The organism is Pseudidiomarina sp. WS423 (assembly GCF_050750165.1).
In the GTDB taxonomy this organism is placed as follows: Bacteria; Pseudomonadota; Gammaproteobacteria; order Enterobacterales; family Alteromonadaceae; genus Pseudidiomarina; species Pseudidiomarina fusca.
This window is the reverse complement of the sequence record NZ_JBOJLN010000026.1, coordinates 1-15,970: the sequence shown is the minus strand read 5'-3', so window position 1 is coordinate 15,970 and position 15,970 is coordinate 1. Positions and strand designations below refer to the sequence as shown.

General features: G+C 46.7%; 11 protein-coding genes and 1 tRNA gene. All 12 read right to left on the bottom strand.

Annotation, left to right across the window (positions count from 1 at the left end):
• Positions 1-58 precede the first annotated feature (58 nt).
• Entirely contained in the window at positions 59-2,182 is a 2,124-nt protein-coding gene (gene fusA / locus ACQ661_RS12350; RefSeq protein WP_431668545.1) for an elongation factor G, read from the bottom strand.
• 27 nt (positions 2,183-2,209) lie between these two features.
• A complete protein-coding gene (rpsG, locus tag ACQ661_RS12345; RefSeq protein WP_431668543.1) occupies positions 2,210-2,680 on the bottom strand; it encodes a 30S ribosomal protein S7 in 471 nt (156 codons plus the stop codon).
• A gap of 75 nt (positions 2,681-2,755) precedes the next feature.
• On the bottom strand, positions 2,756-3,130 hold the full coding sequence (rpsL, locus tag ACQ661_RS12340) for a 30S ribosomal protein S12 (RefSeq protein WP_034777283.1): 375 nt from the start codon (positions 3,128-3,130) through the stop codon (positions 2,756-2,758).
• 401 nt (positions 3,131-3,531) lie between these two features.
• The gene (gene rpoC, locus ACQ661_RS12335; RefSeq protein ID WP_110077032.1) at positions 3,532-7,761 is read right to left on the bottom strand and encodes a DNA-directed RNA polymerase subunit beta'; all 4,230 of its coding nucleotides are present in this window, start codon (positions 7,759-7,761) and stop codon (positions 3,532-3,534) included.
• 35 nt (positions 7,762-7,796) lie between these two features.
• Positions 7,797-11,825, bottom strand: a complete 4,029-nt coding sequence (gene rpoB / locus ACQ661_RS12330) for a DNA-directed RNA polymerase subunit beta (protein WP_313933390.1) — start codon at positions 11,823-11,825, stop codon at positions 7,797-7,799.
• A 218-nt stretch (positions 11,826-12,043) separates the two neighbouring features.
• Complete coding sequence (gene rplL, locus ACQ661_RS12325; RefSeq protein WP_153826997.1) at positions 12,044-12,418, bottom strand: 50S ribosomal protein L7/L12; 375 nt, start codon at positions 12,416-12,418, stop codon at positions 12,044-12,046.
• Positions 12,419-12,471: 53 nt separating this feature from the next.
• Positions 12,472-12,990: a 50S ribosomal protein L10 gene (rplJ, locus tag ACQ661_RS12320; RefSeq protein ID WP_431668547.1), complete on the bottom strand. Its 519-nt coding sequence runs from the start codon at positions 12,988-12,990 to the stop codon at positions 12,472-12,474.
• Positions 12,991-13,225: 235 nt separating this feature from the next.
• The gene (gene rplA, locus ACQ661_RS12315; protein ID WP_110077035.1) at positions 13,226-13,915 is read right to left on the bottom strand and encodes a 50S ribosomal protein L1; all 690 of its coding nucleotides are present in this window, start codon (positions 13,913-13,915) and stop codon (positions 13,226-13,228) included.
• Position 13,916: 1 nt separating this feature from the next.
• Positions 13,917-14,348 (bottom strand): 50S ribosomal protein L11, encoded by a 432-nt coding sequence (gene rplK / locus ACQ661_RS12310; protein ID WP_110077036.1) that lies wholly within the window; start codon positions 14,346-14,348, stop codon positions 13,917-13,919.
• Positions 14,349-14,603: 255 nt separating this feature from the next.
• A complete protein-coding gene (nusG, locus tag ACQ661_RS12305; protein ID WP_110077037.1) occupies positions 14,604-15,149 on the bottom strand; it encodes a transcription termination/antitermination protein NusG in 546 nt (181 codons plus the stop codon).
• 3 nt (positions 15,150-15,152) lie between these two features.
• Positions 15,153-15,533: a preprotein translocase subunit SecE gene (gene secE / locus ACQ661_RS12300; protein WP_110077038.1), complete on the bottom strand. Its 381-nt coding sequence runs from the start codon at positions 15,531-15,533 to the stop codon at positions 15,153-15,155.
• 157 nt (positions 15,534-15,690) lie between these two features.
• A tRNA-Trp gene (locus ACQ661_RS12295) sits at positions 15,691-15,767 on the bottom strand.
• Positions 15,768-15,970 lie beyond the last annotated feature (203 nt).

Here is a 15,970-nt window from a genome sequence, read left to right as displayed (position 1 = left end):
TTTTCCTTAACTTAAGTTAAAAGCCCGGTCCTTGGTAGAGAACCGGACCAGACTCTACTTAATCTTTAGTTTGACGAGCAGCAATAACCTGCTCAGCAATGTTGTTTGGTGCTTCAGCGTACTTCAAGAATTCCATTGCATAAGATGCACGGCCCTGAGTCTGCGAGCGCAGGTCAGTAGCGTAACCGAACATTTCTGATAACGGAACTTGAGCACGAACTTCTTTCAAACCACCAGGGCCATCTTCCATACCTTCGATGATGCCGCGACGACGGTTCAAGTCACCTACTACGTCACCCATGAAGTCTTCAGGGGTAACAACTTCAACTTTCATCATTGGCTCTAACAGAGCTGGACGCGCTTGTAATGCACCTTTTTTGAAGGCCATGCTACCAGCAATTTTAAATGCCATTTCTGATGAGTCAACGTCGTGGTATGAACCATCATACAGAGTTGCTTTAACGCCTAGAACTGGGTAGCCAGCAAGTACACCATTTTGCATCTGCTCTTGGATACCTTTATCTACCGCAGGGATGTATTCCTTAGGAACCACACCACCAACAACTTCGTTCACGAACTGATAGTTCGGAGCTTCATCATCGTTTGCGTCAAACTCCATTGGCTCGATACGTAACCAAACGTGACCGAACTGACCGCGACCACCTGATTGACGTACGAACTTACCTTCAACTTCCACTTTCTGACGGATAGTTTCACGGTAAGCAACCTGAGGTTTACCTACGTTACATTCAACTTTGAACTCACGCTTCATACGGTCAACGATGATGTCTAGGTGAAGCTCACCCATACCAGAGATGATGGTTTGACCCGTCTCTTCATCAGTTTTAACGCGGAACGATGGATCTTCAGCAGCCAATTTACCTAAAGCGATACCCATTTTTTCTTGGTCAGCTTTGGTTTTTGGCTCTACTGCAACAGAGATTACTGGCTCTGGGAATTCCATACGCTCAAGCGTAATGATGTGGTTAGGATCACACAAGGTGTCACCAGTAGTCACATCTTTCAAACCGATAGCTGCAGCAATGTCGCCCGCCAAGATCTCTTTGATCTCTTTACGGTCGTTTGCGTGCATCTGTACCATACGGCCGATACGCTCACGCTTGCTCTTCACAGGGTTGTACACGGTATCGCCCTGAGCTAGAACACCCGAGTAAACGCGCAAGAAGGTCAAAGTACCCACGAATGGGTCAGTCGCGATTTTAAACGCCAATGCTGAGAACGGCTCGTCGTCAGATGACTTACGCACGCCTTCAGATTCGTCGTCTAAGATACCGCGAATTGCTTTAACTTCAGTTGGTGAAGGTAAGTATTCAATAACAGCGTCAAGCATCGCTTGAACACCTTTGTTTTTGAACGCAGAACCACACAAGCAAAGAATAATTTCGTTGTTCAGGGTACGTTGACGTAAACCAGCTTTGATTTCAGCTTCAGTCAACTCACCGCCTTCAAGATACTTATTCATCAACTCTTCGTTGGCTTCAGCAGCAGCTTCAATCAACTCGTTGTGCATTTCTTCAGCTTGCTCACGCAACTCAGCTGGAATCTCTTCATAAGTGAAGGTCATGCCTTGATCGGCTTCATTCCAGTTGATCGCTTTCATTTTCACTAAGTCAACAACACCTTTGAAGTTTTCTTCAGTGCCGATGTTTAAGTGAATTGGCACCGGAGTAGCTGCCAAGCGAGTTTTGATTTGACCAACAACACGCAAGAAATCTGCACCAGTACGGTCCATCTTGTTCACGAACACCATACGAGGTACTTCGTATTTGTTCGCTTGACGCCATACTGTTTCAGTTTGCGGCTGTACGCCTGATGATCCACACAAAACAACCACAGCACCGTCAAGTACACGCAGTGAACGTTCTACTTCGATAGTGAAGTCTACGTGTCCTGGAGTATCGATAACGTTGATACGGTGTTCAGGGAACTGCTGGTCCATACCTTTCCAGAATGCAGTAACAGCAGCTGAGGTGATAGTAATACCACGCTCTTGCTCTTGCTCCATCCAGTCGGTAGTCGCGGCACCGTCATGAACCTCACCTAATTTGTGAGACAGACCAGTGTAGAACAACACCCGCTCAGTGGTGGTTGTTTTACCAGCGTCTACGTGAGCACAGATACCGATGTTACGGTACCGCTCAATCGATGTTTGTCGAGCCATAAATTCCTCTTTGGGTTGCTTGTGTTATTACCAGCGGTAATGAGCAAACGCTTTGTTCGCTTCGGCCATGCGGTGAACGTCTTCACGTTTCTTCACTGCAGAGCCTTTGTTTTCTGATGCATCTAACATTTCACCTGCTAGACGCTGAGCCATGGATTTTTCACCCCGAGTACGCGCAGCATCAACTAACCAACGCATAGCCAGTGCATTGCGGCGAACAGGACGTACTTCGATTGGTACCTGATAGGTAGAACCACCTACACGGCGAGATTTAACCTCTACCGTAGGACGTACGTTGTCCAGCGCAGTTTCAAAAATTTCTAAGTGCTCTTTACCTGACTTAGTAGCCAGGATGTCTAACGCACCGTAAATAATCTTTTCAGCGACAGATTTTTTGCCGTCAACCATGACGACATTGATAAATTTAGCCAACAACTCTGATCCGAACTTAGGGTCCGGAAGGATTTTACGTTGACCAATGACGCGTCTTCTTGGCATCTCAATATTCTCCGATTAATTCAGGGTTTAACCCAAAACTTTAATTAACAGTTTGGCCTTACTAACGGAGAACCGTTAAGACTTAGGCCGTTTCGCGCCATACTTAGAACGAGCTTGGCGACGATCATTTACGCCAGCGCAGTCTAATGCACCACGAACTGTGTGATAACGAACACCTGGCAAGTCTTTTACACGACCGCCGCGGATAAGTACGACTGAGTGTTCTTGCAGGTTGTGACCTTCACCACCAATGTACGAAGATACTTCGTAGCCGTTGGTCAAACGCACACGGCATACTTTACGCAGTGCTGAGTTTGGCTTCTTAGGGGTAGTAGTGTAAACACGGGTACATACGCCGCGTTTTTGTGGGCAAGCCTCAAGTGCCGGAACGTTGCTTTTAACAACCGGCTTTTGACGACCTTTGCGCACCAGCTGGTTAACTGTTGCCATTCATAACTCCTGATTGTGTTGATGTCGCTCAACAGAATGAAAAATCCAAAATTCCCCCGATTAGCTTACTTAGTTTAGATCATAAAAACCGATCCACGGGCTAAGCGCCCTAATATGGGGAGGCCGAATTTTAATGGTCAATAATTGGACTGTCAAGGAAAAGCGTAAGATCAATGACCTTTCGACGCCTCATGGTAGCTAGGTTTTGCGTCAATTAAATGACACAAGGCTAGGCTTTTGGGTGGCTATTCACCAAGTTAGAGCAGCCCTGAAGAGTTTTAGCAGAACTCTTACATGGCCTATCGCTCTTGTCGTTACATTTAATAAAAAGGCCAGTCACTGAGACTGGCCTTTTGAGGTGCTGAGGCTACTGACTAACAGTAACCCAAGCGTACTAACACTTATTCAGCTGCATCATCACTATCGATGCTGGCATTCAAGGCGTCAGCTAATTGCTGCTCGGCTTCTTCCGCTGTTACTTTTGGAGCTTCGAATGCAACCGCTGCTTCTGCACGTTTACGTGCACGCTCACGGTGGTATGCGAAACCAGTACCAGCTGGAATTAAGCGACCCACAATAACGTTCTCTTTCAAGCCACGTAATGGATCTTGCTTACCTTGTACCGCTGCTTCGGTTAATACGCGCGTAGTTTCTTGGAACGACGCTGCCGAAATAAACGATTCAGTCGACAATGATGCTTTGGTAATACCTAACAGCTGACGCTCGTAGGTTGCTGGCATCTTACCCTCAGCTTCTGCTTTCGCATTGGCCGCAAGTACTTCAGACAGCTCCATCATTTCGCCTTCAAGCAACTCGGTCTCACCTGGGCTTAGGATAATTGCTTTACGCAACATCTGCCGCACGATGGTTTCGATGTGCTTATCGTTAATCTTAACACCTTGTAAACGGTAAACTTCTTGAACCTCGTTCACAATATAGTTCGCTAACGCACTAACGCCACGTAAACGTAAGATATCGTGTGGAGCTTCTGGACCGTCGGCAATAACTTCACCCTTAGTTACCTGTTCACCCTCAAAGATATTGAGCTGGCGGTACTTAGGAATCATCTCTTCGTACTGATCACCACCTTCCATTGGGGTAATAATCAAACGACGCTTGCCTTTGGTTTCTTTACCGAAACTAACGGTACCTGAAATTTCTGCCAAGATTGCAGGCTCTTTCGGACGACGTGCTTCGAACAAGTCAGCAACGCGCGGTAGACCACCGGTAATATCGCGTGTTTTTGAGCCTTCTTGTGGAATACGTGCAACCGTGTCACCCACTTTCACTTCGGCATTGTCTTCAAGGTTGATAATCGCATTACCTGGCAAGAAGTACTGGGCCGGCATGTCGGTACCAACGATATTCACGTCGTTACCTTTCGCATCCACCAACTTCACCATCGGCCGCATGTCTTTACCAGAGCTGGTACGCTGACCGGCTTCTAGGACAACAATGCTCGACAAACCGGTAAGATCATCGGTTTGACGGGTCATGGTAACGCCATCAATCAAGTCAACAAACTTCAGACGACCTGCTACCTCAGTGATGATTGGGTGCGTATGCGGATCCCAATTCGCCACGATTTCGCCGGCTTCAACCGTTTCACCTTCGTTCTTCTTCAATACCGCGCCGTATGGCAGTTTATAGCGCTCGCGCTCACGGCCAAACTCATCAATTAAGGTCAGCTCGGTTGAACGTGAGGTGATAACAATGTGGCTGTCTGAGTTTTCAACGTATTTCGCGTTGTGTAACTTCAGCACACCTTTGTTCTTCACTTGCACGTTGTTCGCTGCAGAGTCTCGTGATGCCGCACCACCGATGTGGAACGTACGCATGGTTAACTGAGTACCTGGCTCACCGATTGACTGAGCAGCGATAACACCTACTGCTTCACCTTGGTTCACCAAGTGACCACGCGCTAGGTCGCGACCATAACAGTTAGCACACACACCAAAGTCAGTGTCACAGGTAATAACTGAGCGTACTTTTACTTGGTCGACAGAGTTTTGCTCTAACACGTCACACATCTTCTCATCGAGCAGCGTGTTACGCGGAATCAATACATCGTCGGTACCAGGCATTAGCACGTCGTCACACACAACACGACCTAATACGCGCTCACGCAATGGCTCTACAACATCACCACCTTCAATCAACGGTTTGATGTAGAGGCCTTCTTCGGTACCACAATCGTCTTCAACGATAACAACGTCTTGTGCTACGTCAACCAAACGACGAGTTAGGTAACCCGAGTTAGCTGTTTTCAGTGCGGTATCCGCCAAACCTTTACGAGCACCGTGAGTTGAGATGAAGTACTGAAGTACGTTCAAACCTTCACGGAAGTTAGCAGTGATTGGGGTTTCGATGATTGAGCCATCTGGCTTCGCCATCAAACCACGCATACCAGCTAACTGACGAATCTGTGCCGAGCTACCCCGAGCACCAGAGTCTGCCATCATATAAACCGAGTTAAATGACGCTTGCTGCTCTTCTTCGCCTTGAGCGTTGATCACGGTTTCTTTCGATAAGTTGTCCATCATTGCTTTAGACACTTTTTCGTTGGCCGTAGACCAGATATCGATAACCTTGTTGTATTTCTCACCAGCGGTTACCAAACCTTGCTCAAACTGCTCTTGAATTTCTGCTACTTCTTCTTCTGCTGCATCGATAATATCTTTCTTAGCAGCAGGAATAACCATGTCATCAATACCAACTGACGCACCAGCAATCATTGCATAGTGGAAACCGGTATACATGATTTGGTCAGCAAAGATAACCGTTGGCTTCAAACCTAGGTCACGGTAAGAACGGTTCAATAAACGACCGATTTGTTTCTTACCCATCGCCTGGTTGATCATCTCAAACGGCATACCTTCTGGCAGAATCAGTGACAAGATGGCACGACCAACGGTAGTGTCATAGATGGTAGAGGTATGTGTACGCTCACCTTCTTCACTGATATGTACTTCGGCCAGACGCACTTTTACGCGAGCGTGGAGTGCTGCTGCACCGGCACGATACGCTTTCTCGGCTTCTTTGGCATTTTTAAAGATCATGCCTTCGCCAGGAGCGTTAATTTTATCGCGCGTCATGTAGTAAAGACCCAAAACAACGTCCTGTGAAGGAACGATGATAGGATCACCACTAGCTGGTGACAAAATGTTGTTGGTTGACATCATCAACGCGCGCGCTTCAAGTTGCGCTTCTAACGTTAATGGTAAGTGAACCGCCATTTGGTCACCGTCAAAGTCCGCGTTATAAGCCGCACACACCAATGGGTGCAACTGAATCGCTTTACCTTCAATCAGGACCGGCTCGAACGCCTGGATACCCAAACGGTGCAAGGTTGGTGCACGGTTTAGCATCACTGGATGTTCTTTGATCACTTCGTCTAGCACGTCCCACACTTCTGGGATTTCGCGCTCAACCATTTTCTTCGCTGCTTTGATGGTAGTAGCTAAGCCACGACCTTCTAACTTGCCATAGATAAACGGCTTGAATAGCTCAAGGGCCATTTTCTTCGGTAAGCCACACTGATGCAGACGTAACTTAGGACCTACAGTAATTACTGAACGGCCTGAGTAATCTACGCGCTTACCTAGCAAGTTTTGACGGAAACGACCTTGCTTACCTTTGATCATGTCAGCCAAAGATTTCAATGGACGCTTGTTGGTGCCAGTAATAGCACGGCCACGACGACCGTTATCCAACAAGGCATCAACCGCTTCTTGCAGCATACGCTTTTCGTTGCGAACAATAATGTCCGGCGCAGCTAGGTCTAACAAACGCTTCAAACGATTGTTACGGTTGATAACACGACGATATAAATCGTTCAAATCAGAGGTCGCGAAACGGCCACCGTCAAGTGGTACCAACGGACGTAAGTCTGGTGGCAACACAGGCAATACTTTTAAGATCATCCACTCTGGCTTATTGCCTGAGTAATGGAATGATTCTAATAGCTTAAGGCGTTTGCTGATCTTCTTACGCTTGGTTTCAGAATTGGTTTCTGGCAATTCTTCACGTAATTGCTTGATGTCGCCTTCAATATCGATATGTTGTAACAACGACAATACCGCTTCGGCACCCATCTTAGCTTCAAACTCGTCGCCGTGCTCTTCAAGCGCGTCTAAGTAGTCTTCTTCAGACAGGATTTGACCACGCTCTAACGAGGTCATGCCTGCTTCAGTAACCACATAAGATTCAAAATACAGCACGCGCTCGATATCACGCAGAGTCATATCAAGCATCAAACCAATGCGGCTTGGCAGTGATTTCAAGAACCAGATATGCGCAACTGGGCTAGCAAGCTCGATGTGACCCATACGCTCACGACGTACTTTAGTGAGGGTAACTTCAACGCCACACTTCTCACAGATCACACCGCGGTGCTTCAAGCGCTTGTACTTTCCACACAAGCACTCATAGTCCTTCACCGGGCCGAAAATGCGCGCACAGAACAAACCATCACGCTCAGGCTTGAACGTACGATAGTTGATCGTTTCTGGCTTTTTCACTTCACCGAAAGACCAGCTGCGGATCATGTCCGGAGAAGCAAGTCCGATGCGAATCGCATCGAACTCTTCAGTCTGGTTTAACGGCTTTAAAAACTTTAATAAGTCTTTCACGATTTATCTCCTGGCAATTAGCGTCCGGTGGTGTCTCAGTCTTGGTCCAACTCAATGTTGATACCAAGTGAGCGGATTTCCTTCAGCAATACATTGAAGGATTCCGGCATACCTGCTTCCATCCGCAGATCGTTGTCGACAATGTTTTTGTACATCTTGGTACGACCGTTTACGTCGTCCGACTTCACTGTCAACATCTCTTGCAGAGTATAAGCAGCACCGTATGCTTCCAGTGCCCACACTTCCATCTCACCAAAACGCTGACCACCGAATTGCGCTTTACCACCCAACGGCTGCTGAGTAACCAAGCTGTACGAACCGGTAGAACGGGCGTGCATCTTGTCATCAACCAAGTGGTTCAATTTCAGCATGTACATGTAACCTACGGTTACGTCACGCTCAAAACGCTCACCAGTACGGCCGTCATACAAAGTAATCTGACCTGATTCTGGTAAATCAGCTAGCTTCAACAAGTCTTTAATTTCGCGCTCTACAGCACCATCGAATACAGGTGTTGCAGTAGGTAAGCCCTTCTTCAGGTTATTTGCCAAGCGCATTACCTCGTCATCGCTGAAGTCATCGATATCAACTTCTTGACGAGTTTCGCCCAACTCATAAACCTTCTTCAAGAACTCACGCATTTCGGCTACTTTAGCGTGCTGTTTCAGCATGTTCTCAATTTTGGTACCGATGCCGCGTGCGGCCATACCCAAGTGAGTTTCAAGGATCTGACCAATGTTCATCCGCGATGGTACGCCCAACGGGTTCAACACGATATCAACCGGCACGCCGTGCTCATCGTGTGGCATATCTTCAACTGGCTGAATAGTTGAGATAACACCTTTGTTACCGTGACGACCAGCTAACTTATCACCAGGCTGAATACGACGGCGTACAGCTAGGTATACTTTAACGATCTTCAACACGCCCGGTGCCAAGTCATCGCCTTGCTCGATCTTACGACGCTTGTTCTCAAACTTAGCGTCAAAATCATTACGAATTTCTTCGTATTGCTGAGCAATTTGTTCTAGCTGCTGCTGAGCGTCTTCGCTCTTCAGGTTCTGCGTTAACCATTTGCTTTGCTCAAGGCTAGCTAGCTTCGATTCATCGAAACCGTTCGCTAACAACAAGCTACGTGCACGCTCAAAAATACCTTTCTCAAGGATCTTGAACTCGTCGGTTAAGTCTTTCTTAACTTGCTTCAGTTGCATCTCTTCGATGTCTTTAGCACGCTTGTCTTTCTCTACCCCATCACGGGTAAATACTTGAACGTCGATAACAGTACCGGTAACGCCGTTTGGCACACGCAGTGAGCTATCTTTAACGTCTGAAGCTTTTTCACCAAAAATAGCTCGCAACAACTTCTCTTCTGGAGTCAGCTGGGTTTCGCCTTTTGGTGTTACTTTACCTACTAGAATGTCACCGCCTGATACTTCAGCACCAACGAATACAACACCTGAGTTATCAAGTTTGTTCAGCGCTGATTCACCTACGTTAGGGATATCGGCAGTAATTTCTTCAGCACCTAACTTAGTATCACGCGCCACACAGTTCAGTTCTTGAATGTGAATGGTGGTTAAACGGTCTTCTTGTACCACTCGTTCTGAAATCAAAATCGAGTCTTCGAAGTTGTAACCGTTCCATGGCATGAAGGCCACGCGCAAGTTTTGTCCAAGTGCTAATTCACCCATGTCGGTTGACGGGCCATCAGCTAGCACGTCGCCGCGCATTACTGGCTCGCCTACGTTAACCGTAGGAGTTTGGTTAATACAGGTGTTCTGGTTAGAACGCGTGTATTTAACCAAGTTGTAGATATCGATACCGGCTTCGCCTGGTACCATCTCTTCTTCATTAACTTTTACAACAATACGGCTGGCGTCGACTTTATCAACCACACCACCACGTTTTGCTACAACCGTCACCCCTGAGTCTACAGCTACGGTACGTTCAATACCGGTACCTACTAACGGCTTATCGGCACGTAATGTTGGTACTGCTTGACGTTGCATGTTCGCGCCCATCAAGGCACGGTTAGCATCGTCATGCTCAAGGAATGGAATTAAGCTTGCCGCAATCGATACGATCTGCTGTGGCGCTACGTCCATATATTGAACTTGCTCTTTTGACATCAGAGTAAATTCGTTTTTGTGACGACAAGGTACTAGGTCATCAACTAACTCACCTTTATCATTCAGGGTAACGTTAGCCTGGGCGATAACAAAGTTACCTTCTTCAATCGCTGACAAATAGTCTACTTCGTCGGTGACTGCACCATTCTCAATCCGGCGGTACGGAGTTTCTAAGAAACCGTACTCGTTGGTACGAGCAAAGGTAGATAGCGAGTTAATCAAACCGATGTTTGGACCTTCCGGAGTTTCGATTGGACAAACCCGACCGTAATGGGTTGGGTGTACATCTCGAACCTCAAAGCCGGCGCGCTCACGCGTAAGACCACCTGGACCTAATGCAGAAATACGACGCTTGTGCGTGACTTCTGACAATGGGTTGTTTTGGTCCATAAACTGTGACAACTGGCTTGAACCGAAGAACTCTTTAACGGCCGCGCTAATTGGCTTGGCGTTGATCAGATCTTGCGGCATGGTGGCATCTAAATCACCAAGGCTTAGGCGTTCTTTAACTGCACGCTCTACCCGTACCAAGCCCACGCGGAATTGGTTTTCGGCCATTTCGCCAACCGAACGAATACGACGGTTACCTAAGTGATCGATATCATCGACGATATCTAAGCCATTACGGATGTCGATAAGCTTTTTCATCACATCAATAATGTCTTCTTTAGTAAGCACACCTGCACCGGTTAAGTCTTCACGACCTAAACGACGGTTGAACTTCATCCGACCGACTGACGATAAATCGTAACGGTCTTCGCTGAAGAACAAGTTTTCAAACAAGGTTTCTGCTGCATCTTTAGTGGGCGGCTCGCCCGGACGCATCATGCGGTAGATTTCTACTAACGCCTCTAAACGAGTATTAGTAGAGTCAATGCGCAAGGTCTCGCTCATGTATGGACCATGATCAAGATCGTTAACAAACAAGGTTTCAAATTTCTTGAACCCTGCTTCACGCAGTTTGGCCAACAATTCAAGGGTTAACTCAGTGTTTGCCGGCGCAATAACCGTGTCAGTGCCTTTTTCTTTGTAATCTTTAGCAAGAACTTTACCGACCAGATATTCTAATGGAACTTCCATTTCTGGGGTGTTCAGGTTAGCGATTTGGTTGATATGGCGCGCAGTAATACGACGACCTTTCTCAACAATCACATCACCTTCATCGTTCTTGATATCAAATTTGGCAGTTTCTCCACGCAGGCGCTCAGGCACCAATTGCATGAATACTTTTTTGTTGCGGAATTGGAAATAAGTAGTCTCGAAGAACATCTCTAAGATTTCTTCGGTATTGTAATCCAAGGCACGCAAAATGATCGATGCCGGTAATTTACGACGGCGATCGATACGAACGAATACGTTGTCTTTCGGGTCAAATTCAAAATCTAACCAAGAGCCACGATACGGAATCACACGAGCGTTATACAACACCTTACCCGATGAATGGGTTTTCCCTTTGTCGTGATCATAGAACACGCCAGGAGAGCGGTGTAGCTGAGAAACGATAACACGTTCAGTACCATTGATAACAAAGGTACCGTTGTCGGTCATCAATGGGATTTCGCCCATATAAACTTCTTGCTCTTTCATGTGCTTAACGGTGCCAGCCGCAGCTTCTTTATCATAGATAACTAAGCGCAGTTTCACCCGCAATGGAGCAGAGTATGTGATGCCACGAATTTGACATTCTTGTACGTCAAAGGTCGGCTCACCTAAGTGATAGCTCACGTACTGCAATTCCGAATTACCTGAATAGGCGGTAATTGGAAATACTGAGCGAAATGCCGCTTCCAGACCGTTATTGCCTTCTGGATCCGGCTCGATGAATTTTTTAAATGAATCTAATTGGATTGACAGCAGGTATGGCACTTCAAGTACATGAGGCCGTTTACCAAAATCCTTACGAATACGTTTTTTCTCAGAGTAGGAGTACGCCATGGGGTTCCTCAGCTAGCTGATTGATGACCCTAACCACCGGAGTAGGAGTCGATGGTTAAAAACAAACTACTTAAAGCTTGTCGTTCCCGTTTTTGTCACCGCGAGCATGCACCCCAATAACGGGCAAAAATGATACATGCTTTACAGCGCAAAAAGGCTGGTAGCAATATTGCCACCAGCCCTAGGCCTAAAAGGCCAAGTTATGTAAGTGGTTAAACTTACTTAACTTCAACTTCCGCACCAGCTTCAGTCAAATCTTTAGCAAGTGCTTCTGCGTCTTCTTTGCTGATGCCTTCTTTAACAGCAACAGGTGCAGACTCAACCATATCTTTAGCTTCTTTCAAGCCAAGACCGGTTGCGCCACGTACTGCTTTGATAGCAGCAACTTTGTTAGCGCCTGCAGCTTTCAAGATTACGTCAAATTCAGTTTTCTCTTCTGCAGCTTCAGCAGCTACAGCTGGGCCAGCAGCTACTGCAACAGCAGCAGATGCGTCAACACCGAATTTTTCTTCAGCTGCTTCAATCAACTCTACCAATTCCATAACTGGCATTTCAGCGATTGCATTCAAAATATCGTCTTTAGTAAGAGCCATAACTCTAAACTCCTGGGTTATAAATTACAAAAAAATGGTTATAAAAACCGCTTCTATTTAGCGTCTTTAATTGCCGACAACACACGCACAAACTTAGTAGGTACTTCGTTAATTGTACGAACGAACTTACTAACAGGCGCTTTGAAGGTTGCAAGCAATTTCGCCAATGCTTCGTCGCGAGTCGGAAGTGAAGCAACTGCTTCAAGCTTATCTGCACCCATCAAACCGTTACCGATTGATAGAGCAGTTACTTTAAGGTGCTTGTTCTGTTTAGCGAAATCTTTGAACAAACGCGCAGCAGAGCCAGGCGCATCCAAAGAGAAGCCGTAGACCAAAGGACCTACAAGTGCCGCATCCATGTCACCAAATTTCGTGTCAGCGAACGCACGCTTAGCTAATGTATTCCGAATAACTTTCAGATACACGCCTTGCTCACGAGCTTGACGACGAAGTTGGGTCATGTCCGCAACTTCCATACCACGATACTCAGCAACAGCGACGGATAGAGCGTTTGAAGCAACATCGTTAATTTTTTTAACGATTGCCTTTTTTGCTGCTAAACCTAGTGCCACTAGTATCACCTCTTTTTTTGACCCTTTGCGAAAACGCGCCGGGTCATCGTTACACATAGGCAGAAACCACATTCTGCCACGTTGTCACGGTGAATCTCTTACCCAGAGAGTCTGAGTCGGATATCACCATCTGCGCAGGAAATTAAGTGTCGCTTTAAATCCCGAAGGATGGTCTCGCGATACACCTGCGGTCTTGGATGAGAGCGTTAGCTCCAACCCATAAACCTTTGAAATCTTAGCTTAACGTGCTTTGGTCGATGGCTACGCCAGCGCCCATAGTGGTTGATAAGCTAACTTTCTTAATGTATTGACCTTTAGCTGAAGACGGCTTGGCTTTCTTCAGAGCAGCTAATAGAGACTCTAAGTTCTCTTGCAGCTTGGCGTTATCGAAATCAACTTTACCGATAGTAGCATGGATGATACCAGCTTTATCGTTACGATAACGGATCTGACCAGCTTTAGCGTTTTGTACCGCAGTAGCTACGTCAGGAGTTACGGTGCCAGTTTTAGGGTTTGGCATCAGGCCACGTGGACCTAAGATTTGACCCAGCATACCAACCACACGCATAGCGTCTGGAGAAGCGATAACAACATCAAAGTTCATCTCGCCTTTCTTGATTTGCTCAGCTAAGTCTTCCATACCTACTAAATCAGCACCAGCTGCTTTAGCTTTTTCTACGTTAGCGCCGCTAGTAAATACTGCAACACGAACGTCACGACCAGTACCGTTAGGTAGTACAGTAGCACCACGAACGTTTTGGTCAGATTTACGAGCATCGATACCCAGATTTACTGATACATCAACGCTTTCTTTGAATTTAGCAGTTGCCAATTCTTTCAACAGGTTGATCGCTTCGTTGATTTCATAATCACGAGCTTCAACTTTCTCACGGATCAGACGAGCGCGTTTAGTTAACTTAGCCATCTTATAGACCCTCCACTTTCAAGCCCATTGCGCGAGCAGAGCCGGCAATAGTGCGTACTGCTGCTTCAAGACTAGCCGCTGTTAAGTCAGGCTCTTTGGTCTTAGCAATTTCTTCTAACTGAGCTACAGTTACAGTACCAACTTTATCAGTGTTTGGACGGCCTGAACCACTCTTAATGCCTGCTGCTTTCTTCAACAAGAAGGCTGCTGGAGGAGTTTTAGTGATAAAGGTGAAAGAACGGTCTTCAAAAACGCTGATTTCAACAGGAACCGGAGCGCCTTTTTCAAGTTCGCCAGTTGCTGCGTTAAACGCTTTACAGAATTCCATGATGTTCACACCGTGTTGACCCAATGCTGGACCTACCGGTGGTGATGGGTTAGCTGCACCAGCTGCTACTTGCAACTTGATGATAGCTTTTAACTTCTTAGCCATGTTTTAGCCTCTTGGTTGCGGGTCTAACGCCTCGTAAGTCTAAGAGTTGACTTACTCTAACGGCTCCCCAATATAAAAAGGAGGCGAATTATAGTCTTATTCGCCCCTGATTGCAACTAACGAAGTGCGTTTTTCGTACACTTCGTTCTTCGTTGTTCGTACACTTCGTTGTTCGTACGCTGCGCTGTTCGTGGTTCGTGCGCTTTGCTGTTCGGGGTTCCGGGTTCGAACAGTGCGAATCACGAATAACGGCTGTTACGCTTTTTCTACCTGGCCGAACTCAAGCTCAACCGGCGTGGCGCGACCAAAGATAGAGACCGATACTGTTAAGCGGCTCTTGTCGTAGTCTACGCTTTCTACGGTACCATTGAAGTCAGCAAACGGACCGTCATTAACCCGTACCACTTCGCCCGCTTCAAACAAGGTTTTTGGCTTAGGCTTATCAACCGAGTCTTGCAGGCGATTCAGAATAGTGTCAGCTTCTTTTTGCGTGATTGGAATCGGACGCTCTTGCGTTCCGCCAATAAAACCTAGTACGCGTGGGATAGATTTGACCAAGTGCCAAGCAGCTTCATCCATCGCCATTTCGACTAGTACATAGCCTGGGAAGAATTTGCGTTCGCTTTTCGCACGCTTGCCCGCTTTCATTTCCACAACTTCTTCAGTTGGTACTAAGACTTCACCGAATTTGTCTTCCATACCGTGCATTTTGATATGCTCGCGCAGAGACTCAGCAACACGCTTCTCAAAACCAGAGAATGCTTGAACCACGTACCAACGTTTTTTAATTTGCTCTGCCATTGATTAAAACTCCAATCCGGTAAAGAAGCCAACGACACGAACTAAAATCGCATCCATGCCCCATAAGATTAAAGATACAATTGCGGTCGCAACAACAACAATAATAGTAGTTTGAGTAGCTTCTTGACGCGTTGGCCAAACTACGCGACGAACCTCAGTGCGGCTTTCTTTAGCAAAGCCACGGAACCGACGGCCTTTCGAGGTCATGCCCGCAATAACACCTGCGATAACAACCAACAGCACAACAGCAATCGCACGATAAAGTACTGATACTTGTTCTGTGTAGTAATAGTTACCAAGGACTGCGGCAGCAAGTAAAACGATAGCGACTAACCATTTTAAGGCGTCGAACGAGCTGCTTTGCGTTTCGGTGTTTGCACTCATTATTTAATCCTGTAATTGAAAAAACTCGTTATTCGCTATTCGTCCGTTCGGCCTCGCCTCACTTTTCGTCCGCTCACTAAGTTCGCCTTTCTAACCGCGAACAACAAAGTGAACAAACAGCGCAGCGGACGAAACACGAACAACGCTTTGAATTTGTTGGCAGGGGTGGAGGGATTCGAACCCCCAACCGTCGGTTTTGGAGACCGCTGTTCTACCAATTGGAACTACACCCCTGCAGGTTCTGTGTATGTGACAGAAACGGACGCTGTATTATACCGATCAAGTGATGTAAAACAAGGGCGTTATTCGTTGTTCGTTATTCGTCCATTCACTTCGTTCACTGTTCGTACGTTCACTTTTCGAACAGCGTAGCGCACGAACAGCGTAGCGTACGAATAACGAACAACGCTTTTGAATGAAAAAAGGGAGCCGAAGCT

Coding starts and splice junctions, on each gene's coding strand:
- fusA (WP_431668545.1), bottom strand. CDS start 2,182: ATGGCTCGACAAACATCGATTGAGCGGTACCGTAACATCGGTATCTGT.
- rpsG (WP_431668543.1), bottom strand. CDS start 2,680: ATGCCAAGAAGACGCGTCATTGGTCAACGTAAAATCCTTCCGGACCCT.
- rpsL (WP_034777283.1), bottom strand. CDS start 3,130: ATGGCAACAGTTAACCAGCTGGTGCGCAAAGGTCGTCAAAAGCCGGTT.
- rpoB (WP_313933390.1), bottom strand. CDS start 11,825: ATGGCGTACTCCTACTCTGAGAAAAAACGTATTCGTAAGGATTTTGGT.
- rplL (WP_153826997.1), bottom strand. CDS start 12,418: ATGGCTCTTACTAAAGACGATATTTTGAATGCAATCGCTGAAATGCCA.
- rplA (WP_110077035.1), bottom strand. CDS start 13,915: ATGGCTAAGTTAACTAAACGCGCTCGTCTGATCCGTGAGAAAGTTGAA.
- rplK (WP_110077036.1), bottom strand. CDS start 14,348: ATGGCTAAGAAGTTAAAAGCTATCATCAAGTTGCAAGTAGCAGCTGGT.
- nusG (WP_110077037.1), bottom strand. CDS start 15,149: ATGGCAGAGCAAATTAAAAAACGTTGGTACGTGGTTCAAGCATTCTCT.
- secE (WP_110077038.1), bottom strand. CDS start 15,533: ATGAGTGCAAACACCGAAACGCAAAGCAGCTCGTTCGACGCCTTAAAA.